Annotated in this window: 20 protein-coding genes and 1 tRNA gene; 11 read left to right on the top strand and 10 right to left on the bottom strand. The window is 31.4% G+C overall.

Annotation, left to right across the window (positions count from 1 at the left end; translation table 4 throughout):
• Window positions 1–4: 4 nt before the first annotated feature.
• From EXC42_RS00095 to EXC42_RS00105, 4 genes are all read left to right on the top strand, one after another.
• Window positions 5–2854: a DNA topoisomerase (ATP-hydrolyzing) gene (locus EXC42_RS00095; protein ID WP_012497944.1), complete on the top strand. Its 2850-nt coding sequence runs from the start codon at window positions 5–7 to the stop codon at window positions 2852–2854.
• A gap of 44 nt (window positions 2855–2898) precedes the next feature.
• Window positions 2899–3021, top strand: coding sequence for a hypothetical protein (locus EXC42_RS06620; RefSeq protein WP_012497945.1), 123 nt, complete (start codon window positions 2899–2901; stop codon window positions 3019–3021).
• A gap of 114 nt (window positions 3022–3135) precedes the next feature.
• Entirely contained in the window at window positions 3136–4509 is a 1374-nt protein-coding gene (locus tag EXC42_RS05610; RefSeq protein WP_012497946.1) for a Sapep family Mn(2+)-dependent dipeptidase, read from the top strand.
• A 124-nt stretch (window positions 4510–4633) separates the two neighbouring features.
• Window positions 4634–4709, top strand: a tRNA-Arg gene (locus tag EXC42_RS00105).
• An 80-nt stretch (window positions 4710–4789) separates the two neighbouring features.
• On the opposite strand, the gene EXC42_RS00110 is transcribed toward EXC42_RS00105, so the two are convergent.
• The 9 genes from EXC42_RS00110 to EXC42_RS00150 form a co-directional block, all read right to left on the bottom strand.
• A complete protein-coding gene (locus EXC42_RS00110; protein WP_012497947.1) occupies window positions 4790–5014 on the bottom strand; it encodes a YneF family protein in 225 nt (74 codons plus the stop codon).
• 1 nt (window position 5015) lies between these two features.
• Window positions 5016–5909, bottom strand: coding sequence for an MSC_0882 family membrane protein (locus tag EXC42_RS05615; RefSeq protein WP_012497948.1), 894 nt, complete (start codon window positions 5907–5909; stop codon window positions 5016–5018).
• A 3-nt stretch (window positions 5910–5912) separates the two neighbouring features.
• Complete coding sequence (gene lepA / locus EXC42_RS00120) at window positions 5913–7715, bottom strand: translation elongation factor 4 (protein WP_012497949.1); 1803 nt, start codon at window positions 7713–7715, stop codon at window positions 5913–5915.
• Window positions 7716–7790: 75 nt separating this feature from the next.
• Window positions 7791–10685: a cation-translocating P-type ATPase gene (locus EXC42_RS00125; RefSeq protein WP_012497950.1), complete on the bottom strand. Its 2895-nt coding sequence runs from the start codon at window positions 10683–10685 to the stop codon at window positions 7791–7793.
• 126 nt (window positions 10686–10811) lie between these two features.
• Window positions 10812–11609 carry a Cof-type HAD-IIB family hydrolase gene (locus EXC42_RS00130; protein WP_012497951.1) on the bottom strand — a complete coding sequence of 266 codons (798 nt, stop codon included), beginning with the start codon at window positions 11607–11609 and terminating at the stop codon, window positions 10812–10814.
• A 46-nt stretch (window positions 11610–11655) separates the two neighbouring features.
• Window positions 11656–11955: a thioredoxin family protein gene (locus EXC42_RS00135; RefSeq protein ID WP_012497952.1), complete on the bottom strand. Its 300-nt coding sequence runs from the start codon at window positions 11953–11955 to the stop codon at window positions 11656–11658.
• Between the two features lie 359 nt (window positions 11956–12314).
• A complete protein-coding gene (locus EXC42_RS00140; protein WP_012497953.1) occupies window positions 12315–12614 on the bottom strand; it encodes a thioredoxin family protein in 300 nt (99 codons plus the stop codon).
• Window positions 12615–12641: 27 nt separating this feature from the next.
• On the bottom strand, window positions 12642–14072 hold the full coding sequence (gene proS, locus EXC42_RS00145; protein ID WP_012497954.1) for a proline--tRNA ligase: 1431 nt from the start codon (window positions 14070–14072) through the stop codon (window positions 12642–12644).
• A 190-nt stretch (window positions 14073–14262) separates the two neighbouring features.
• Window positions 14263–15453 carry a phosphopentomutase gene (locus tag EXC42_RS00150; protein WP_165169446.1) on the bottom strand — a complete coding sequence of 397 codons (1191 nt, stop codon included), beginning with the start codon at window positions 15451–15453 and terminating at the stop codon, window positions 14263–14265.
• 186 nt (window positions 15454–15639) lie between these two features.
• Between EXC42_RS00150 and pyk the strand changes: the two genes are divergently transcribed.
• Together pyk and EXC42_RS00160 are read left to right on the top strand one after the other, a co-directional pair.
• Entirely contained in the window at window positions 15640–17058 is a 1419-nt protein-coding gene (pyk, locus tag EXC42_RS00155; protein WP_012497957.1) for a pyruvate kinase, read from the top strand.
• A 1109-nt stretch (window positions 17059–18167) separates the two neighbouring features.
• Complete coding sequence (locus tag EXC42_RS00160; RefSeq protein WP_012497958.1) at window positions 18168–18884, top strand: superantigen MAM; 717 nt, start codon at window positions 18168–18170, stop codon at window positions 18882–18884.
• Window positions 18885–18988: 104 nt separating this feature from the next.
• Here the strand turns inward: EXC42_RS00160 and EXC42_RS05620 are convergent, their stop codons facing one another.
• Window positions 18989–21133, bottom strand: coding sequence for an ATP-dependent Clp protease ATP-binding subunit (locus EXC42_RS05620; RefSeq protein ID WP_012497959.1), 2145 nt, complete (start codon window positions 21131–21133; stop codon window positions 18989–18991).
• Window positions 21134–21648: 515 nt separating this feature from the next.
• On the opposite strand from EXC42_RS05620, the gene EXC42_RS05625 reads away from it, so the two are divergent.
• The 5 genes from EXC42_RS05625 to EXC42_RS00190 are packed head-to-tail and all read left to right on the top strand — an operon-like array spanning window position 21649 to window position 24017.
• Window positions 21649–21819 (top strand): hypothetical protein, encoded by a 171-nt coding sequence (locus EXC42_RS05625; RefSeq protein ID WP_187145650.1) that lies wholly within the window; start codon window positions 21649–21651, stop codon window positions 21817–21819.
• Window positions 21812–22615 carry a F0F1 ATP synthase subunit A gene (locus EXC42_RS00175; RefSeq protein ID WP_012497961.1) on the top strand — a complete coding sequence of 268 codons (804 nt, stop codon included), beginning with the start codon at window positions 21812–21814 and terminating at the stop codon, window positions 22613–22615. Before EXC42_RS05625 ends, EXC42_RS00175 begins: the two co-directional genes overlap by 8 nt.
• Window positions 22616–22648: 33 nt before the next feature.
• Window positions 22649–22921, top strand: coding sequence for an ATP synthase F0 subunit C (gene atpE, locus EXC42_RS00180; RefSeq protein ID WP_012497962.1), 273 nt, complete (start codon window positions 22649–22651; stop codon window positions 22919–22921).
• 21 nt (window positions 22922–22942) lie between these two features.
• A complete protein-coding gene (locus EXC42_RS00185) occupies window positions 22943–23473 on the top strand; it encodes a F0F1 ATP synthase subunit B (protein ID WP_012497963.1) in 531 nt (176 codons plus the stop codon).
• Window positions 23474–23477: 4 nt separating this feature from the next.
• Window positions 23478–24017: a F0F1 ATP synthase subunit delta gene (locus EXC42_RS00190; protein ID WP_012497964.1), complete on the top strand. Its 540-nt coding sequence runs from the start codon at window positions 23478–23480 to the stop codon at window positions 24015–24017.
• The last annotated feature ends 14 nt before the right edge of the window (window positions 24018–24031 follow it).

Raw genomic sequence — 24031 nt, forward strand, 5'->3', positions numbered from 1 at the left:
ATTAATGACAAAAAAACAAAAAGAGGAAATGTATAACCTAACTGAGACTATTATTGAAAAAAATATGGTTGATGTTATGAGCGAGCGTTTTGGAAGATATTCAAAATATATCATTCAACAAAGAGCTATTCCGGATGCTCGTGATGGACTAAAACCAGTTCAAAGAAGAATTTTATATTCAATGTATGGTCTTAAACTATATAACAATCAAGCATTCCGTAAATCAGCTAAGATTGTTGGTGAAGTAATGGGACGATACCACCCACACGGCGATAGTTCTATTTATGAAGCGCTTGTAAGAATGAGCCAAGAATGAAAAAGTAATTTTCCTTTGATCGAAATGCATGGGAATAAAGGTTCGATTGACGATGACCCTGCTGCAGCAATGCGGTATACAGAATCAAGATTAGAAAAAATTAGTGAACTAATACTAAAAGATCTTGATCGTAAAGTAGTTGCCATGGCGCCTAACTTTGATGATACTGAATATGAACCAGTTGTGCTTCCTTCTTTAATTCCTAATCTTTTAATTAATGGCTCAAAAGGAATTGCCGCAGGATTTGCAACTGAAATTCCGCCACATAACCTAAGTGAAGTAATCGATGCTACTATTAAGCTAATTAAAAATCCCTTAATTAGTCTAGAAGAATTAAAACAAATTGTGCAAGGCCCAGATTTTCCTACCGGTGGAGTAATTCACGGTATTGAAGGCATTGCCCAAGCTTTTGAAACTGGTCAAGGCAAAATTAACATTTCCTCTCGTTATCGTTTTGTTTACGCAGAGAATAAACCATCAAAGATTATTGGCATTGAAATATACGAAACCCCCTTTGGCGTAATTAAATCTAAACTAGTAGCTGATATTGACTTTTTAGTTATTGACAAAACCATTAACGGTGTAAAAGAAGTAAGAGACCAATCTAATCGTGAAGGAATTTCGATTTATTTAGAACTTGAAGATGAAGCCAATGCTGAAGCAATCATTAACTATCTAATGTCCAAAACTGATTTGCGTATTTCATATAACTACAATATGGTTGCAATTCATGAAAATAGTCCTAAATTAATGAATCTTCAAATGCTTCTATTTACCTATTTAAGTCATTTGAAAGATATTAATACTAAGGGCATTGAATTTGATCTAAAAAAATATGAAATCCGATTAGAAATTGTTCAAGGATTTATTAAGGTTTCTGAAATTAGCGATGAAGTTATTCGCGTTATTAAAAACAGTGATAACTCGAAAAAAGGTGTTATTGAAGCCTTAGAAAAAACTTTTGGCTTTACTAATATTCAAGCTACAGCAATTGCCGAACTTAGATTGTATAAACTTTCAAAAATGGATCAACTTGAATTCCAAAATGAAGCTAAAGAACTAGCAATTAAAATCGCTCGTTGCAAAGAATTACTTGAAAATCCTAATGAATTTGATAAGTTTATTATTGAACAATTAAAAGACATTAAAAAAGAATATGCTAAACCTCGTTTCTCGGAAATTAGTCAAGACAAAATCCGCACAGAAATTAACACAAAACTACTTGCTAAAAATGAAGATTTTTATTTCTTTTTAAGTAAAGAAGGATACATTAAAAGAATTTCTAAAAAAGCCTTTTCTTCAAATGGTTTTTCGGGATTTAAATTAAAAGATAATGATGCAATATTTTACTATGATAAAATCAATTCGCTTTCTAAACTAATTTTCTTTACTAACTTAGGAAATTACTTTATTATTGACGCACACACTCTAAAAGAAAATGGCTGGAAAGATATTGGTAATCACATCTCATCTTTAGTGGCTTTAGAAAACAATGAACGCATTATTAGAGTGATGGAAATTGAATCATTTAACACTTATAGTCGTTTTATTATCTTAACTAAGAAAGGAATGGCTAAAAAAGTTGAAATTCAAGAATTTGATAGCAAACAAATCGCTAGAAAGCGCTCATGTATTCCACTAAGACCAAACGACGAGCTTTGTGATGTTAGAATTGTCAATAAAGAAAAACTATTGTTTATTTTACTAACTGGTGGTTTATATTATTTAATTGATGAAAATGTGGTGCCTGAGTACAGTCTAAAAGCCTCGGGAATCTCCCTTATTAAAACTGATAGAGATCAAGAAATTGAAGCATTTAGCCCAATTTCACCCAAGAATAAAGTAATCATTATGACTGATAAAGGGCAATTCAAACGTACTAAAATGGAAACTGTCAAACTAGTAGGTCGCAGTAGTCATGGTAAAGTCTTTTATTATCCAATGAAAACTGTGTCATCAAAAGTTATTAGCCTTGAAGTTGCTACTACACAACTCCAATGTTACTTCACTAATAAAGAAAATGAACCTACCAAGTTCGATTTAAAAAATATTCCTCTTTCTAAACAACAAGATCTTTTAAGCAACACTCGTATTAAGGAAGCTAACAATATTGGGACGCTAATTCAACCAATTAAGATTAGAGAACTAGTTGATGTTACTTCTCAAAAACGCGAAGCCCTTCGTAGTATTGAGGTTGATGATGATTTGACAAGAAGTGTAGAAACAACCATCTTTAAACGTGAATACAAATATGATGATGATCGCTACGAAGATCAAGACCTAAAAATTAGTTTATTAGAAGATACGCTTGAAAGTAATGTCACCAAAGATTTTGAAATTGATGATGATGCAATCGACGTTGATTTAACTTTGAGTGATAGCAGTGCACTTGACATTGATAAACTTTTTGCTAAGGATAAAAACAAACCAGATCCTAAACCCGTAAGCAAAGCTAGTGTAGATGAAAAAATTACAGCAATGGAAAAAATTGACATTGATACATTGTTCAAAAAAGTCAAGGATATTAAGAAAAAATAGTTATAATTATTAAATTCATTTAATCTAAAAGGAATCAAATTACTATGCGCAAAGATGTAAGAGCAAGAAATAAAAAAAGAGCAGAAGAAAGAAAACTTAAACTAGCTAAAGAACGTGCTCGCGATTTACGTAGAGCTGAACGTGCTGCCGCTGCTGCTAGTAAATAATCTTGTTAAATAATTATTAAACAAAAATTAGTGCTTATTGGGCCTAATTTTTTTGTTTTATTGATATTGTTGTCTTATAATAAAATTGTAATTAATATTTAGGAGTTCATTTTAATGAATAAATACAAAGAATATTTACAAAGTGAAAAAGAATTTGCCGGAATGGTTAACAATATTGCAAAACTATGTTCCATTCCTTCAATTAGTATATATAAAAAAGACACCATCTATCCATATGGCGAAAGTGTCGATAAAGCCTTGAATTTCACCTTAAATCTAGCAAAGAGTTTTGGCTTTCGTGTTTACAAAGACCCTGCAAATCATTATGGCTTTGCTCAAATTGGCTATAGTGAAAAAATTATTGGCATCTTAGTTCATCTTGATGTTGTTCCTGCTGGCGATGAAAGCAAATGAGTAAGTAGTGCTTTTAATCCCATTATTAAAGATGGCGAACTTTTTGGCCGTGGTAGTTTAGATGATAAAGGGCCGGCTATTATTAATTTGTATGCTATGAAATATATCTTAGATAACAACCTTCTTAACGAAAATTGATCAATAAGAATCATTTTTGGGCTTTCTGAAGAAACTAATATGCATTCAATGAAATGCTATTTACATGATTTTGGTGCCCCTTATATTTCTTATACGCCCGATGGTGTTTGACCACTAATTTACGCAGAAAAAATGATTTACCATGTTAATTTATGATTTCCCAAAATTGATGATTTAACATTAAATGGTGGTGAGGTTATTAACCAGATTCCTGAGCTCTTAAATATCAAGTATTCGAAACTTCACAAATTATATGCTTATTTAAATAAAGGCGATTTTAGTTATCAAAACGAATCAGAAACTTTAATTCTAACTGGCAAAAGTGGACATGCTTCTGAACCTTCGAAAGGTGAGAATGTAATTATTAAGTTTTTCAAAGCATTAGTTGCAAGCGATAGCGATATGCGTCATTATCCTATTGTTAAATTTATTGCAGAAAACTTTAGTGATGGCAATTTCAATTTGCCCAAAGTTTTTGCGAACTGCGAAGATTTTTCAGGTAAACTAACTGCAAACATTGGCATGATTAAAACCACTGCTGAAAATTATGTTTTAAGTATTGATATGCGCGTTCCAGTTACTTATGATATTTCACAAATGTCTGATGGCTTAAATAAATACCTAAGCAAGTTAAATCACAAAATTGCTATCGAATATTTAGCGCATAAGCCTTCTAAATTAATTGCTAAAGATCATAAGCTTGTAAAGCTTCTAATGCAAACTTACAACGATGTTACTGATTCTAAAGCAGAACCAATTGCCATTGGCGGCGGCACTTATGCAAGATTAATTGACACATGTGTTGCGTTTGGATCAACACGCTTTATGAATATGATGCATGGCACCAATGAACGTTTCACTTATAGTGAAATGAAAGAAGCGCTTGAAATTTACATTAATGCTTTAATTAAATTACAAGAATATGACAATTTATAATTAAACAAAAAAGCAAACTAGCTTACGATGTGTGTAAGTTAGTTTTTTAATATTCCAATGATCGACAATAAACTAATGCTTTAGCAATTGAATAAGATATAATTAATAGCAGGCAAATTCAAAAGGTCGCATAGCTCAGTGGATAGAGCACTAACCTCCTAAGTTTGGGGTCACAGGTTCGACTCCTGTTGCGATCGCCATTTTTTTATTTTCTAAATTAAATGGCGATAGTTTAAATAAAAATACACACCAAAGCAAGTGTGTATTTTGTTAAGATAGATTATTTTGCGTTTTTAATTGAGCGCATTACTTGTTTTACTTGTGCTTCAGATGCTTTACGGCCCATTTGTTGGTACATGATTCGAATCATTTTTTCGTTAATAGGTGGGTTTTCTTTTAACTCTTTTTCGTATTTTTTCTTAGCAATAAAAATACCCCCAAAAATTCCGCCTATTACCCCAATAATTGGCAAGATTACTAATAAAACAATTCCATAAACTGGCATATTATGATTTTCCTTTCAAAACAAATTTTTTCAAAATAATATAAAGAATAAAGGGAAGTATTAATAGCACTAGAACACTAATAAAAAATATTTTGGCGTAAAAACGATTGGCTTTTGTTTTTTTATCTTGTAAATCGTTGTAATCAATTACTTCGTTTCCAAAAAAAGATTGAATATCAACCATACGTTTTTTTCTAAAAAATGTGTTGATAATATACAAAATTAATACTGTTGCCATTATACCACAAAGCATGTAAACCACGGCATTCGGATTTGGAAATGAAGCGTGAATCCACTTATCAAAATCAAGAATTCCTCATTTGGCATCTTGCAATGCTCAAAAAATAATTGTATAAAGCCCCATGTAAAACAAGATTGCTACGACAATTCAAGTTCTTTTTACTTGCGTCATCGAAAGTTTGTAGTAAAGAATAGAAATAAAAGGTGGAGTAACAGTTGAGCCGCTATTAATACTTTCGCGATAAGCCACAACACTTTTTTTAATGCCCATTAGCTCAATGCTTTCAATAACGATGAAATAAATGCTAATTAAAAAAGCAAAAGCAGGAAAGAGATATCAAGCTCAAGAAATTTTTTTTCCGGCGCTAAGATCAACAAATAAATTGGGTTTATAAGCAAACAAGAAAACGGAAACTAATGCGATAGTAAATAAAATGGCATTCAAAACAATCATTGTTCATTTTAAATTTTGTTCGGCTTCAAACACTTTGTAAATGCCATTAGGAATTACGCCAGCGGGATCTTTTAATTTAGTACCGTGGCTTAATGCTCTTGTTTGAATGCTTTCTTCAATTAACCTATTTGTTAAAGTCGCAGTCCCTGCCGAGTTAGGACTTAATTTAGGATCGCCGCTATAAATTGGTTTTAGACTCATAAATTACTCTCTTTTCTTTGAAGTGTCAGTTTTAAGAATTGCTAAAAAGGCTTCTTGTGGCACTTCGACTGTTCCGATTGATTTCATTCTTTTTTTACCAAGTTTTTGCTTTTTAAGAAGTTTTTGCCTTCTTGTTACGTCACCACCATATAGTTTGGCAGTAACATCTTTACGATAACTTTTAATTGTTTCTCTTGCTATTATTTTAGCACCGATTGCGGCTTGGACAGGAATTTCAAAATTTTGTCGAGGAATTACTTCTTTTAATTTTTCTGTTAAGTCACGGCTTTTGTTATAAGCAAAATCACGATGCACAATCATTGCCAAAGCATCAATTTTTTCACCATTTAGCAAAATATCAACCTTAACTAGATCACTTTCTCTTAAACCAATGAAGTCATATTCAAATGAGGCATATCCTTTTGAATAACTTTTCATTAAATCAAAAAAGTCAAAAATTATTTCGTTTAGTGGCAGTTCATAGATTAGCTTGCGACGATGATCATCAATATATTCAATATCAATGTATTTGCCTCTTTTTTGTTGGCAAAGTTCCATGATTGCCCCCAAATATTCATCACTCAAAAAGATTGAAGCTTTGATAAAAGGCTCTTCAATACTTTTGATAGTGCTTCGATCAGGAAATAGTGATGGGTTAGTAATGTATTGAACATCACCATTTGTTAAAGTTACTACGAACTCTACAGAAGGAGCAGTGGCGATAATATCCAAATTGAATTCTCGTTCAAGACGTTCTTGTAAAACATCCATGTGTAAAAGTCCAAGAAAACCAATTCGAAAGCCAAATCCTAATGCTTTTGAAGTTTCTGGTTCTCAAACAATTGAAGAATCAGATAAACTAATTTTTTCAAGCGCATCTTTTAGATCATTGTAATCACGAGTGTCAACCGGGTAAAATCCAGTATAAACCACTGGTTTTAGTTTTTTATACCCAGGCAATGGAGTGGTTAGTTTATTGTTAGCCAAAGTTAAAGTGTCACCTACACTAACATCTTTCACATCGCGAATTGAAGCACTAATTCACCCTACTTCACCGGCACTTAGTTTATCTTTTTTAACTTCGTTAGGATTTTTTACTCCAAGTTCAGTAACAAAATAACTTTTCTTGGTTTGCATGAAATAAATTTCGTCGCCTACTTTAACTTCACCATTGAAGATTCTGGTTAAGATAACTACCCCGCGATAATTATCAAAGTAGCTATCAAAAATTAAAGCTTCTAATGGTTTAGTGCTATCAGCTTCCTTAGGGCAAGGCACTTTTTCAATAATCGCTTCTATTACTTTGTCAATGTTAGCGCCAGTTTTAGCTGAAATTAATATTGCGTTTGAAGCATCAATACCAATAATATTTTCAATTTCGGCTTTTACTCGTTCCGGATCAGCGCTTGGCAAGTCAATTTTATTAATAATTGGAATAATTTCAAGATCATGCTCCATCGCTAAGTAAACATTAGCCAAAGTTTGTGCTTGAATTCCTTGAGTGGCATCGACCAATAATAAAGCTCCTTCGCATGCTGCTAAAGAACGGCTTACTTCGTAGGTAAAATCGACGTGTCCTGGCGTATCAATCAAGTGAAAAATATAATCTTTATATTTGATTTGTACAGCATTTAATTTAATTGTAATCCCTCTTTCTTGTTCTAGTTCCATCGAGTCAAGAATTTGGGCTTTACTTTCTCTAGCGCTAACAGTACTGGTAAATTCTAAAATTCGATCAGCTAAGGTACTTTTCCCGTGATCAATGTGGGCAATTATTGCGAAGTTTCTAATTTTGTCATTTGTCATAGTTAATTTTAAAAATTATAAGGAATTTTATTAGTGCTAAAAAACAAAATTTTTTTAGGCAAAGAATTTTTTGTTTTATTTAGCAATATGTGATTTTGATTTTTGTTTTGGAGGAAGGATTAATTCGAATTTAACGATTTTGTTTGTAGTGTTATGTTTTTTATCGTAATACAACACAATAAGTTTATGAATTAAATAAATTGGGATGATGATTAGCGGCAAGGCAAATGAATAAATCATTAGCATTTTATGTGATGCTAAGTCAGCGATTTTAAAGACGTTAGCAATTGGTTTAATAAATGAAACTAATAGTAAGAATGTTAATGAGAATATGACAGAGCAATATACTTTTCAGTAATACAAAGGTGATGAAAGGATGGCTGGTTTTTTAGTCATTAAATTGATAGCATTAAAAGTGGCGGTTATTCCCAAGATAAGAAAAGCAACAGTTGAACCAGCTTTAACAAAGTTTTCAGGACTACCAATATTAATTGCATAAATTGCGCCCAAGTAGTAGCCAACTAGAGAAAGAATGCCAATTAGCAAACCTTGTCAAAGAGTGTTTCATCCCATCCCTCTAGCAAATATTGATTCATACTTTGAAATTGGCCGCTTATTCATATAATTGTCTTTTGAATCTTGCAACCCTAGAGCAATCGCTGGAAAACCGTGAGTAAATAGGTTAATTCATAGCAATTGAGTTGCCCCTAAAATATAGAATTCAAAGTTAGAATTAATTTGTACTAAGGCATTGATTTGTTCATTAAAAATTGCTTTAAATATTATTAGGCCAAAGAATACTAAAACAATTTCTGCAATGGAAGTTATTAGTAAGTTTTGAATAACATTCTTAATTTTTTGATAAACTGAACGCCCGTTTTCTACAGCGTGTACAACAGTTGAAAAATTATCATCTGAAAGAATCATATCAGCAGCTTGTTTAGAAGCTTCGGTTCCCGTTATTCCCATAGCACAACCGATATCAGCCGCCTTTAGAGCCGGGGCATCGTTAACGCCATCACCGGTCATGGCAACTACTTGATATTTACGTTGCCATGCCCTTACAATCCTTAATTTATCTTCGGGAACTACTCGGGCATATACTGAGTATTTTTCAATATTTTCGTATAGCTCATCATCACTTAGCTTAGCTAACTCCAAGCCATTAATTGCTAAATCCCCTTCATTGTAGATTCCTAAGTCAGTTGCAATCGCTCTTGCTGTATTAATGTTATCGCCAGTAATCATAATTGGCTTGATTCCGGCCGCCTTACATAGTTCAATTGATTGACGTGAGCTTTCTCTTGGAGGATCTATCATGGCGATTAGTCCAATGAATGTTAAATTGCTTTCTAATTTTTTATATTGTTCTTCCAAAGTAGCATTTGAAACTTCACTTAAATTATCTTCTGAAATTTCACTTTTAGCAAGCGCAATAACACGATATGCTTTATTGCTTCATTGGTCGTTAATTTGTAGAATTTTTTTGTTGTCTTCAGTACTTATGTTGTTGCAACGATTAATAAGAATATCAGGAGCACCTTTAACAATAACGATGTTTTTATTGTTTATTTTGTTAATTGTAGTCATCAATTTTCGATCACTATCAAATGGCAATGTTAATAGTCGTGGATATGCTTTTTCTAGTTCTTTTTTAGTTACAAAATTAGAATGTTTTTCTAACATGTAAAGCAAAGCAATTTCGGTTGGATCACCGGCTTCTTTATAGCTGTTATTTTCATTTATCAAATTAGCTTCAGTGCAAAGCGCACCATATTCAACTAGCTCAAGAAAGTTTTCATCATTTCATTTACTTAAACTTAACTCTAAACCATTAGCAAAAAGGTTAACTACAGTCATTTTATTTTGTGTAAGGGTTCCAGTTTTATCAGAACAGATAACAGAACAACTACCAAGTGATTCAACTGCCATTAAATTTTTAACAATAGCTTTACGCTTTGCCATTCTTTGAATACCAATTGCTAAAATTATGGAAGTGAACGCAATTAATCCTTCGGGTATAGCAGCTACTGCTAGTGATATTCCGTTAATAATAGTAGTTGCCCAAAATGTCGTATTTGCAAATGAGCTTTTTGAAATCGCCTGAAAGATAATTTGCATAATTGTGCTTAGGAAAAATAGTGCAATCCCCGCAAATCCAAATATTTTGCCAAGCTTTCCAATTTTGTGTTGCAATGGACTAATGGTTTCGGTTTGAGTTGATACTAAAGAAGAAATTTTACCAAGTTCAGTGTTTTTTCCAATTTCTGAAACAACCATATAACCAGTTCCAGTTGCTACGATTGAAGATGAAAAAACTTGGAATGGTCGTTCAGCAATTGGCAAGTTTAGATCTCTAGGAATAGTGTGATCTTTTTTAGTCGGTTCACTTTCTCCTGTCAACGAACTTTCAATCATAGATAGATTGGAAGCTTGAAGTAAAAAACCATCTGCAGGAACAACATCGCCTGATTCAATTAAAACAACATCGCCAATAGTAATGTCTTCAGCGTTAATCGTGATTAAATTACCGTCACGAATAACTTTGGCTTGTAAAGGCGTCAATTTTTTTAAAGCTTCAATCGCTTGCGAACTTTTTATTTCTTGAATCGCTCCAATGAGTGAATTCGTCAGGACCACAAATAAAATAATTGTAGGTTCTATGAAACTGACTGTAAGTTCAGCACTAGAAACTCAATTCTCTTGAACGCCTTTAACAATTGCTAAAACATAAGAAAATAGAGTAGCAGCTAATAAAATAATGACTAGAACATCTTTAAATTGCGACAAATATGCTAAAAACCAATTTTGTTTTTTTACCTGTTCTAAAGCATTTTTTCCGAATTCTTCTTGACGTTTTTTTACCTCGCTGCTATCAAGACCATTTTTAATATTAGTATTTAAATAATTTTGATTATATTGCAATTTTTCATTAGTAGTTTTGGGTGAGTTATTAGTATTCTTATTCATATCTTTAAAATTTTACCCGATATAAGCTCTTTAACATTTTAGTTAATAAAAAAACAAAAAATTGAGGCATCTACTTAAGTGTCTTAATCGCCTTCAATATTTTTGTTTTCTTAAAATAAATTGGTTTTATTCTAGACTCTTAAGAACTTTGGCAACGCCGCCTTTTTTGTAACAAGGCCCGATATGCTCGGTTAGTTTTTTAATGTTCTTAGGGCTATTTTTCATAGCAACAAAAGCCCCTAAATATGGAATGGTAGTTACATCATTACCAGAATCGCCAATATGAACTGCTTTTTTTGGATCAATGTTCATAATCTCACATACAAATTTAGCAGCAATTCCTTTAGTGGCGTTAAAATCATTGATTTCAATTGAATATCCTTTTGAAACAATATGCAATGAAACATTAATAAACATCGCCGCTAATTTTTCTTTTAATCTTAAAATTCCACGTTTGGTTTTGCCAAAGGTAATAATTTTCGTAGCATCTTCAATTTTAGGAAGATTATCGTAGTTAACACTATTCAGATTTTTAACTCATGGCCGAATCAATTTTAATTTGCGGTTAGGACCATATAAAGTATTGCCACTATTGATAATAAAAAACATTTTTTCTGCAATTAAAATTTTTAAAATTTCGGCAACAGTGTCTTTTTTTATTTCGTTAATTTTTAAGATTTTATTGTTCTGGTCAACAATAATCCCGCCGTTTTGGCAAATAACATAAGGTGCGTTAATTTTTTTTGCTAAATTAAGAACAAAGTCTGAATTAGCTCTTCCGGTTGAAATAATAACAGGGCGGCCATTAGAATTTAAGCTACTTATTGTTTTAATGTTTTGTTCACTAATGCGCTCTTCTTTTTTGGGTAGGTCTAGCATTGTGCCATCTAGATCAACAAAATATGCTTGAGGTTTAAAGTTCATAGTTAAAAAATTATAAAGAAAAAGCACTGGCTAGGTGCTTTTTAATTTATTTAAATAGTTTTACTAAGCTAGTAGCAGGAATGTAACCCACAGTATTATTTATTTGTACCCCATCTTGATAAATGAATAGCGAAGGAATGCTGCTTACGCCCATTTCACGAGCAAAAACAACTTCTTCGTCAATGTCAAAGTCAAAAACATTGATGTCTGGGTTTTCTAATGCTAGTTTTTCAAGTTCAGGACCCATCATTTGGCAAGGAGGACATCATTTAGCACGAAAAGCTAGAATGGCCTTACCAGTTAGGTGACGATTTTCTAAATCAGCTTTGGTAGTTTTTGTAATCATTATTTCTCCTTTGAAACAATTATTTGACTAATAAGCCTTAGCAATATTACCACACGTTAAGATTATTGCACGTATAAAAACAATTGCCCTTGCTTATATAAATTAAAGAACTAATAGCAACTTATCTATTTAAGAGATTAATTTATTATTTAATTTTAACTTTATCTTGTTTAGTTTTTTTAAAAATTTTAATACTCATCTACGATTAAGTTTTTAATTGCATGGTAATTTTGAAGTAATTTTAATTATTTGCTTAAATTAATGTTTAAAGTCAAACTAAGTTGGCTAAATATAGTTAACTCTAGTGATTATTTAAACAATATTGATAGTTAAAAAGCGCCATGGAAGCGCCTTTTAATTTATTTAAATAGTTTTACTAAGCTAGTAGCAGGAATATAACCTACATTATTATTTATTTGCATTCCATCTTGAAAAATAAATAGTGTAGGAGTGCTACTTACACCCATTTCACGAGCGAAAGCTCCTTCTTCATCAATGTCAAAGTCAAAAACATTGATATCTGGGTTTTCTGACACTAATTTTTCAAGCTCGGGGCCGATCATTTGACAAGCTGGGCATCATTTAGCGCGAAAAGCTAGAATAGTTTTGCCAGTTAGGTGACGATTTTCTAAATCAACTTTAGTAGTTTTTATAATCATTTCTGCTCCTCTGGGACAAGTATTTAGTTAATAAGCTTTAGCGAATATTACTACACGTTCAGTTTCTTTGCCCGTATAAAAACATTTACCTTTGCTTATGGAAATTAAAGAATCAAAAGGGATGCATCTTGTTGAAGCGCCAGTTTCCTCTTTAATTTTGACTTCATCTTGACTAGTTCCTTCAAAAAACGTTACTGCTCATTTGTTATTAGCGATCGCTTTTTTAAACTCATCGTAACTTGTTACAATCTCAAGATTATTTTTAATTCTTTGACTAGCCATTGTGAACAAATTGCTTTGAATACTATCCAAGATTTCTTTTGCACGCGCCTCTATTTTATCAAGTGGAACTGAAATTTTTTCAATCTTATCGCGTCTCACAAAGGTGACTTGATTGTTAATTAAATCATTAGGACCAACTTCAATTCGTAATGGTGTACCATGGATTTCAGAATTAGCGGCTTTAAATCCTGGGCTTTTATCAGAATCATCTAATTTAACGGCGAAGACTTTATTCAATTTTTTTGTAATCTCTAAAGCAACTTCATGAACTTTTGGATCTTTCTTAGCCAAAATTTCAATAATATCAATTTGGACTGGCGCTATTTTAGGAGGAATAATAATGCCGCGGTCATCGCCGTGAGTCATAATTAAAGCACCTAATAATCTAGTCGAAATTCCTCAACTAGTACCGTAAGCAAATTCTTGTTCATTATTTTTATTTTTAAAAGCAATCTCAAAGGCCTTAGTGAAATTTTGTGCTAAGTAGTGACTTGTTCCTGATTGTAAAGCTTTTCCATCTTTCATCATTGCTTCAATTGTCAAAGTAAAATCGGCACCAGAAAATTTTTCGTGCTCAGTTTTGTTGCCGGCAATAACGGGAATAGCTAAGTAATTTTGAACAAGATCAATATAAACATTTAACATTTCATAAGTTAGCTTTATAGCTTCGGCACTATTAGCATGCATTGTGTGCCCTTCTTGTCATAAAAACTCTCTTGTTCTTAAAAATGGATTAGTAGTTTTTTCTCATCTTAGCACATTTACTCATTGATTATAAATTAACGGTAGATCATTGTGTGATTCAATTTCATTACGGAAAAAGTCAGCAAATAATACCTCACTAGTAGGTCTAATAAAAAATTTTTCTGCTAATTTTTTACCGCCAACTTCAGTAACGGTTGCAAGTTCGGGATTAAAACCTTCAAGATGATCTTTTTCTTTTTGCAGCAATCCTTCAGGTATTAGTAGTGGCAAATAAACGTTTGCAACATCTTTTTCTTTGAATTTTTCATCAGCAATTTTACGTATGTTATCTCAAATGCCAAATGATAATGGTTTAAAAATAATTGCCCCCTTAGACGATCCATAAGCCATTAAATCACCATTTTTAATAACATCAGTGTATCACTTTGCAAAATCTTCCTGTTGTGGAGTAATTTTTTCTAATTTTTTCATTTTTTCATCTACCTTAATTTATCAATTCTAATTAATATTATTAATAATATCATTATTTGCAAATTGGGGCGGTTTTTTAAAAATAACAATCTTGCAATATTGGTTTTTTAATTTTTGATTTTCGTCTTTAAAAGAGCCAAATAATAAAAATTCGCACATGCGAATTTTCACTTGGTTTGGTTGCAATATTTTAGATAAGTTCATCAAAAATATCTTCGCCAGTTTTTACTGTAGCAACGTTTCAGTTTCGCGCCACAATGTTTCCAGCAGTTCCAAGCCCCTTTAGTTCCCCTAATACACGAGGTTTCTTGAATGATTTAGAATAAATTGTTAAAGGAAGTGCTTCTCTAGTGTGATCAGTACCTTTGTAAGTTGGATCATTACCGTGATCAGAAGTCATAATTAATAAATCATCTTCTTTCATAGCACTAATTAGCTTTCCTAATTTAATATCTAAACGAGAAATATTTTCACTATATCCAATAGGGTTTCGACGATGGCCATAGTGACTATCAAATTGCACTAGGTTAATAAACACAAATTGGTTCTTTGAGTCTGATGAAGCAATGTCAATGGCAATGTCCATATTTTCATCATCCGAAGCAGGTCCGTAGACTGTATCAATCCCGACACCACTAAAAATATCTTTAATTTTACCAACGGCAATAACTTCAACACCGGCTGCTTGAAGGTCTTCTAGAATAATGTGCCCAGTTGGGTTAGTAGCAAAATCATGGCGGTTAAATGTTCTTGTATATTTGCCATTTTCATAAACAAATGGACGAGAAATTACTCTAGCAACATTTCATTCTGGTTTTGAAGAACAAATTGCTCGTGCTTTTTTGGCATATTCAGTTAATTTTTCAACGCCTAAAGTTTTTTCGTCACCACAAATTTGTAAAGTTGAATCAGATGATGTATAAACGATTATATGACCTTTATTAATTGTTTCTTGGCCTAATTCTTCTAAAATAACTGTCCCTGAAATGCTTTTATTACCAATAATTTTTCTTCCATCTCAAGCTTTAGAAAGTTCGTCTAATAGTTCTTGAGGGAAGCCTTTTTCTGTAAATTGTGGGTTGGGCACTTCGGTGTAAATTCCCATCATTTCTCAATGCCCAGTTAAAGTGTCTTTTCCATTTGAAAGCTCATGAATCCTTCCAACATATGCCATTGGGTTTTTATTTTTAGCGACATGCCCTGCCATTTGTGCAACTTCGGTTATTCCTAGTTTTTGTCAATTGGGGATATTAAGGGGAAGAACTTCTGATGCATGTAAAAAACTATTTGCACCAAGGTCGCCAAATTCTTCTTGGCGAGGTTCTTTTCCAATTCCTAAACCATCAGTGACGATAAAGAAAATGCGGTTAAATTTTGGCATTATTATTAGTTCCTCTCTTGAATAAAAAAAACTTAAAATTTTAACTTATAAATATTATACGCGCATATACCAAAAAATATCATTACTAATTGGGTAAATGGCATTCTTTTATTCGACCAATGTAGTTTTTGGGACTATAATTAGACTTGTAATTAATCAAATTAATCTTAATCTTTTGGAGAATTAATGAAATACAATAAACAAAGAACGAAAATTGTCGCAACAATTGGTCCTTCTTCAAATACTTATGATGTTATGAAACAATTAGTCGAAGCTGGAGTTACTACTATTAGAGTGAATTTTTCACATGGTGATGAAGAAATTCATACTAATGTTTATAACTTAGCAAGAGAAGTTTCTCGTGAACTAAATGTTCCAATTTCTTTACTTTTAGATACTAAGGGCCCTGAAATTAGAATTGGCAAAATGAAAGATGATGCTTGCTTACTTAAAAAAGGTAGCATCGTAACTATCAAAACAGATGAAAATTCTTATAAAAATTTAGTTGGCGATGATAAAGTGATCACTGTTTCATATCGCATGGATAAAGATATGCATGTAGGTGCAAAAGTTTTATTAGATGATGGCAAATTAGTGACAATCGTTAAAGAAATCAAGCCTGAAATTATTTTAGTAGAAGTGCAAAATGACCATGTTCTAAAAACTAATAAAAGAGTGAATATTCCTGGAATTGATTTTTCAATGCCTTTTATGTCGCCTAAGGATCGTGAAGACATTATTTGAGGTGCTAAATATGGCGTTGATTTCATTGCCGCTTCTTTTGTGAATAGTGCTAAAAATGTTCATGAAATCCGTGAAATTTTAAAACAAGCAAATGCTGAACACATTCAAATTTGTTCAAAGATTGAATCACAAACCGGAATTGACAATATTGACGAAATTATTGAAGCTAGTGATTCAATTATGATTGCTCGTGGTGATTTAGGTCTTGAAATTCCTTACTACGAAGTGCCATATTGAGAGAAAAAAATTATTGCCAAATGTCGCAAAGCAAACAAAGAAGTAATTGTTGCAACCCAAATGCTTGATTCTATGGAAAAAACGCCGCTTCCTACAAGAGCAGAGATTAGTGATGTTTATTGGGCTACTGAATTGGGTGCTTCTGCTACTATGACCTCTGGTGAAACTGCTAGTGGACAATATCCAGTTGAAGCAATTAAAACGATGGCAACAATAAATCATCGTGCTGAACAAGAATATTTCAATGAAATAGCAACTTCATGTAACTGCCAATGCCAACCAAAATGTGAGCTTGGACATGTTGCTAAAGAACTTAAAGAAAAAACAAAAACTGGCGATTTTCCATATACTATTGCTATTTCAGAAGATGGCAAATTATTGAAAAAAATTGCCAAATATAAACCAAATACTACTGTAATTGCATTGGTTAGCGATCCGAAGATTGAAACTGCTTTCGGAATCACTTTCGGAATCTTTTGTGAAAAAAATGGTGCTAAAGCAATTGAAAAAGTCATAAAGGATCCTAAGTACTTGAATGAAATTTTGGCTTCGCATTTTGATATTAAAAAAGGTCAAAAATTCTTAGTAATTAAAGATGGTTTAATTTCTGAAAATTCATTGTAAACAATCGATTAATAAAAGAACTAAAAAATATTAAATTAGTTATAAAGAATATACCAATTGTGTGTATCAAAAAAAAGGGCTCTTTGGCTCCTTTTTTATTCATTAACATTGAATATCAATTTCTATAGTTTAAGATTGAAAATTGTTCTAAAATTTAAGATATCGCCATTTAATAATGTTATATTCAAGCTACTTGTGAAACACAATTTAAATTTAGCAAATCATATATAAAAGCGCGATTTATTAATAAATTTGTCTTATAAAATGTCTTGTCATATGATTGTGAATAAGATTTTAGTAATTTCTAGCAAAGTTTCATATTAACAAATGATTTAATATGTTGAAGAGAAATCGGCAAATGAAAAGCAAAAATTTTAATGTTTGTGTCACTTAAAAAAGAAAATTCGAGACTTTGTGACATAGATTCAAACGTTAAAACTGTATTCAAATTTTGTCTCTCTTTATATTCTTGTTCGTCAATGCTTAAAATAGTTTTTTCCTTTTTTTATTGTGTATACTACCAAAGCGACAAAATACAAAATTGCCTTTCAATCTGACAAATCTTTCAATAATATTTTTATTAGAAAAACAAATAAAAATATATTCCTTATTTTAAAGAATCAATTAATGTTAAGGTGGATAAATATTTTTTTATTGTACTTTTTGCTAAATCGCAAGAAGTATTTTTATTTTCTGGATTGTTTCTAAAATAAAAGTTTTATGCATTGCAAGTGTTTTTACCTTTATAAATTAGATACCATAAACGGAATTAATTAACATTGCTACATACGTAAGAGTTACGCTACTGCTTAATTAATTCCGTATCTAGACCACTCATCTTTAACAAGATAATAATGCATCCAATAGCAAAAGTATAGTTAGATAATAAAAAATTAACAAAAATTAAAGAAATAAAGGTTAAAAAATAATTTACTAATTTTAACACTTCTTTCGTTTATTAATAACTTTAAATTCTAATTAAATTGGTAAAGCGGGTAAACAAAGAAACTATTTAAAAATTTATGAAATTAATATTTAACTTTATAAAATAAAATTTCGCTGTGAAAATGAAATTCTTCACAAATTTAAAAATCATAAGGAATAAAAAAATGAAAACAAAAAAATTATTAATCGCAACCGTCACTTTAGCGACTGGGCTTTTAGGAATTTTACCATTAACTAGCATGAAACTTAGAGTTGAAAATCCTAAAAAAGCTCAAAAGCATTTTGTGCAAAATTTAAATAATGTTGTATTTACTAATAAAGAGCTTGAAGATATCTACAATTTAAGTAATAAAGAAGAAACAAAAGAAGTATTAAAATTGTTTAAATTGAAGGTCAACCAATTTTATAGACATGCTTTTGGTATAGTGAATGACTACAATGGACTTCTTGAATACAAAGAAATTTTTAATATGATGTTTTTAAAATTAAGCGTTGTCTTTGACACACAACGTAAAGAGGCAAATAACGTCGAACAAATCAAAAGAAATATCGCTATTTTAGATGAAATAATGGCAAAAGCAGATAACGATTTATCTTACTTTATATCTCAGAATAAGAATTTTCAAGAGTTATGAGATAAAGCTGTCAAACTAACTAAAGAAATGAAAATAAAACTTAAAGGCCAAAAACTAGATCTTCGTGATGGTGAAGTTGCAATAAACAAAGTAAGAGAATTATTTGGCAGCGACAAAAATGTAAAAGAGCTTTGATGATTTAGATCTCTTCTAGTAAAAGGTGTTTACCTTATAAAACGCTATTACGAAGGTGATATTGAACTTAAAACGACATCGGATTTTGCAAAAGCTGTTTTTGAAGATTAATATTAAACATATATAACAAATTATCCCCCCAATCTAAAAGGTTGGGGGGATTTTAAATAAATTCCTTGCATCTAGCAAGGATAAATAAGATAGAAATAAATTGGTTAGTTAAAAAATGTTTGGTCCGTTGCAATTATGATTTTTTCGTTTTGTATTGTAATTGGCACTTCGCTATATTCCTTTATTTTTCCAGAAATAATTTCCATAGCAAGCATGTTTTCAACATTTTTTTGTAAAAATCTTTTAATGGGACGGGCACCAAAGGTTGGAGAATATGATTTTCTAGCAACATATTCCAGTACTTCATCGTCGTATTTAAGAATAATATTTTGCTGTTCTTTTACCCTATTTAGTAGTTTATCAAGTTCGAGTTTGACGATATCTTTAATGTTATCTATTGTTAGAGAATTAAAAGTGACAATTTCATCAATTCTGTTAATAAATTCGGGTTTTAGTTTTTCTAGAAGTAATGTTTTAGTCCTTTGTTCGTCTAGCGTTTTATTTAGAATTTCTTCGCTGCCAATATTACTTGTCATAATAATGATTGTGTTGCGGAAATTAACTTTTTTGCCTCTGCTATCAGTTAAAGCACCATTGTCCATAATTTGTAACAATAAATTTAAAACATCACTATTAGCTTTTTCTATTTCGTCAAAAAGCACAATTGAATAAGGATTTTGTCTTACTTTTTCGGTTAGTTGTCCGCCTTTTTCAAAACCAATGTATCCTGGAGGAGAACCAATCAATTTACTTACGGAATGTTTTTCCATATACTCGGACATATCCAATCTAATAATGCGATTTTCATCATCAAATAGACAATCAGCTAAAGTTCTAGCGAGTTCGGTTTTCCCTACCCCCGTTGGTCCTAAAAATAGAAATGAGCCAATAGGACGATTTGGGTCATTAATATTTGCTTTTGCTCTTTGGATCGCTTCTGAAACCACCTTGATTGCTTGTTCTTGCCCTTTTACTCTTGTACCAAGAACATTTTCAAGATTCATCAATTTAGTTTTTTGGGATTCTAGTAATTTATTAACAGGAATTTTGCTTCATTTGCTAACAATCGTTGCCACTTCTTCAGCATCGACTAGTTCTTTTATTAAAGGATCCTTACGCGAGTTGATTTTTTCTTCTATTTCATTTTGCTTTTTAATAAGTTCGGGAATTTGAACATACATGATTTTTGAAGCTTCAATATAGTTTCCTTCACTTTGTAAAATTGGAAGCTTTGCCCGCAATTCTTCAATTGATTCTTTAGTAGAACTTAGTTTTTGGATGTCTTCTTTTTCGGCTTGTCATTTTTTTTCAATGACTTCTTTTTGTTTTTTAATTTCTTCAAGTTCTTTTTGAATTTCGACAAATCGTTCTTTTGATTTTTGAGTTTTTTCTTCAGAAATAGCAGCTTTTTCAATTTCTAATCTCGCAATTTGTTGATTAATTTTCTCTAATGGTTCAGGTAAGTATTTCATCTCAGTTTTAATGTTTGAAGCTGCTTCATCAATTAAATCAATAGCCTTATCAGGTAAAAAACGATCAGAAATATAACGGGCTGATAAATTAGCAGCAGCCACTAAAGCTTCATCTTCAATTTTTACTTCATGGTAAGTTTCATATCGCTCTTTGATACCACGTAAAATAGCGATTGTGTCATCAATTGAAGGTTCTTCAATTGCTACTTTTTGCATTCTTCTTTCTAAAGCGGGATCTTTTTCAATGTGCTCACGATATTCGTCAAGGGTTGTTGCTCCAATTAAATGAAGTTGTCCTCTTGCCATTAGAGGTTTAAGAATGTTAGCTGCATCCATAGTGCCTTCACTTGTGCTTCCGGCCCCGACTAACATATGAATTTCATCAATAAATAAGATGATGTTACCATTTGATTCTTCAACTTTTTTTGTAACTTTTTTTAATCTTTCTTCAAATTGCCCACGGAATTGTGTCCCAGCAATTAAAGCGGCAAGGTCAAGTTCAATAATATCTTTACCTTGTAAGTTTTCTGGTACTTGACCTTCAACGATTTTTCTAGCAAGCCCTTCAACAATGGCGGTTTTCCCGGTGCCCGGTTCACCAACTAGTACAGGGTTATTTTTGGTTTTTCTACTTAGTATTCTTACTAAAGCACGAATTTCTTCATCACGGTTAATCACTGGTTCTAGTTTATTTTGCAAGGCTAGATCAGTTAAATTACGCCCGTATTCTTTTAGAACATCTTTATTATCATCGTTTGGTGTAAAAGAGAATTCCATAAATACCTCCTATTTATTTGAACTTTTATGTTTTTTCAACAATTTTTGGTTCAAATCTTAATTATTATAACAAATTTTAGCACTCAAGGCAAAAGAGTGCTAAAAATTTCAATATTTTTTGGCTAAATTTTAAAATTTTTACAGGAAAATAATAAAAACAAAACCGATCTACCTAAATTAAAAATAAGTTTATAATAATAAATAGGTTTATATAACTAACCGATGAGTTAAAAATGAAGGACATTGTAAACAAGCGTTTTTGAGTAATATTCTTCACACTAAATCTAGTGACATCATTGATTTATCTAGCCTTTTCTTTTAAGTGGTATTCACTTTTGCTAGGTCATATTGCTGGTGTTATTAGTTTTTTAATTTTTATATCGCTCACATACCTTGCAATCAAATTGGTTGTTTTAAAAAAGCCTAATAATAAACTAACTAAAACAAGAGCACTCGCAATCTTTTTGATGTTTCTTGTTTTAGTTGTAAATTCGCTTATTATTTTAGCTTTTATAATGATCAACCGTTTGGTAGTAACTCATTATGCTAAAAGTAGCGTGCAAATTGGTTTGTGACCAATTAATATGTTTACTTTTAGCACCCCCTATTTACTAGTAATTTTTGTTGGACTAGTAGATTCTTTAGCAAAAAACAAACAAACCAAAAGAAAGGATGAAAATGGATAAATTAATTGGTAATCCCCATTGATTAGGCCCTTCAGAAGTTAATGAAAACGTCATTTTTACAATGATCGCTTTAGTGGTCATAACTTTTATTTTGGCGATTCTAATTTTTGTTGCTATTAAACGTCAAAAGGTCGAAAAAGCTCCTGGGGCTGCTGTTTTATTAGTGGAGCAGCTAATAACCAAAGGCGATGATTATGCTAGTGATTTACATGAACATCGTTTGGATAAGGCTAATCCCTATTTTATTTCAATTTTTGTGTTTTTATTATTTGGTAATCTACTTTCTCTTTTTGGTTTTGCTCCAATTGGATCAGCTCTTTCTGCAGTTTTAGCAGCTTCAGCCGTAACATGAATTGTTACTTTTGGTTTGAATGTTATTTATCATAAGATTATTTTCTTACTTAAGTTGCTTAACCCGCTTGAACTGGCAGGTAATGTTACACCGTTAATTTCACTAACATTCCGTATGTTCGGGAATATTATTGGTGGTGTTGTGTTAATTACTTTGTTTCATGCTTTTTTAAATTCAATTTGAATCAAAATAATTAATGTTAGTGCCGAAAGTGCCGCTGCTGTTATTAACCCATTTGGCATTTTGCTAACCCCAATTTTTAATCTATATTTTGATTTATTTGCTGGGGCTATTCAAGCTTTTGTGTTTATGACTTTAACAATTTCATATTGATCCGAAGCCTCCGAAGTTGATGTAAAAGAAAAACATCGTGAGAAAATTTCCGAATGACAAGATGAAATTGTTGCTAAAGAAGTAACTGCAACAACAAATATGACTAATTAATTTTTAATGTTTTTATTTCAAGGAGAAAATAAAATGGAAACAATCGTAAATGGATTTAACCAACCAAATGCTCAAGCAAGCCCCTTAGCTTATGGACTTACTATGGTTGCGGCAGGCCTTGCCATTATGGGAGCGGGTGTGGTTTCGGTTGGTCAAGGTATGGCTGTTGCTAAAGCCGTTGAAGCAATTGGCCGCAATCCCGAAGCCACCTCTAAGATTCGTTCGACTCTAATTATGGGGCTAGCAATTGTTGAAACAGCTTCAATTTATTGTTTTATTATTGCTTTGTTAATTATCTTTGTTTAGGAGAAAAAACTACTAATTTCTATGAACTTTAATATCAATCAATCTTCAATATCAGATGCAATTACAAAAACTTTTGGCAATCTAACTATTAACTGGCCATTTTTTGTCTTTTCGTTTTTGACACTAATTTTAGTAGTTACCATTGTAACTTTACTAGTCTACAAACCCCTAAAAAAAATGTTAAAAAACCGACAAAACTTTATTCAAAATAATATTGATGAGTCAATTAAAGCCAAAGAAGCTGCTCTAAAAGTTCAAGAAGAAATTGATGAAAAAATTATTGAATCTTCTAAACATGCTAATCAAATTATTGAACAAGCTAAATTAGAAAGAGAAAGAATTATTAATAATGGTATTGAAGTTAGCAATAAAAAAGCTGAAATCATTATTGAACAAGCAAATATTTTAGTAACAAAATCACAAGCGGAATTTGAAAACAAACAACGTAAAATTATCGTAGAAAATGCTGTTGAAATCGCTAAAAAAATCATTGGTCGAGAAATCCGCGACAAAGACAACTTAAAAATGATTGAAGAAATGTTAGAAAGTTAAAATCATGTACAACATAAATGACTTAATTTATAACTGATCATTTGCTTTGTTTGATTTAGCTAATGATGAAGGCATATTAAAAGAGCTAACAGCCGATGTTGTTAAAGTGATTAAAGTTTTAAAGCGAAATAAAAGATATTTAGAAATTCTCAACTCATACAATGTTGATCTAGATGTTAAATTTCAAAAAATTGATGAAGCTTTTAGCGGCAACAACATTCATTTAATTAACTTTATTAAATTGGCTGCTAAAGCGGCTGTTGCTAAGTTTCTTATTCAAATTTTAGTTAGATTTGTTGAAATCTCTAACCAAAAATTAAACGTCAAGTATGGCACTATTTTTACGACCATTGCTCTTGATGAGGTCAAAGTAAAAGAATTTGAAAGCAAAATTTCTAAAAAACTTAATGCTAAAGTCATTTTAAAAAATGAAATTGATCCAAGTTTAATTGCCGGAATCAAAATCAAAATTGATGACTATGTTGTTGAAAATTCGATTAGCGGATATTTAAACGAACTTAAAAAATCTGTAATTAAAAAATAACTTAGAGAAAGGAA

It is taken from the genome of Metamycoplasma arthritidis (assembly GCF_900660715.1).
Classification (GTDB): Bacteria; Bacillota_I; Bacilli_A; order Mycoplasmatales; family Metamycoplasmataceae; genus Metamycoplasma; species Metamycoplasma arthritidis.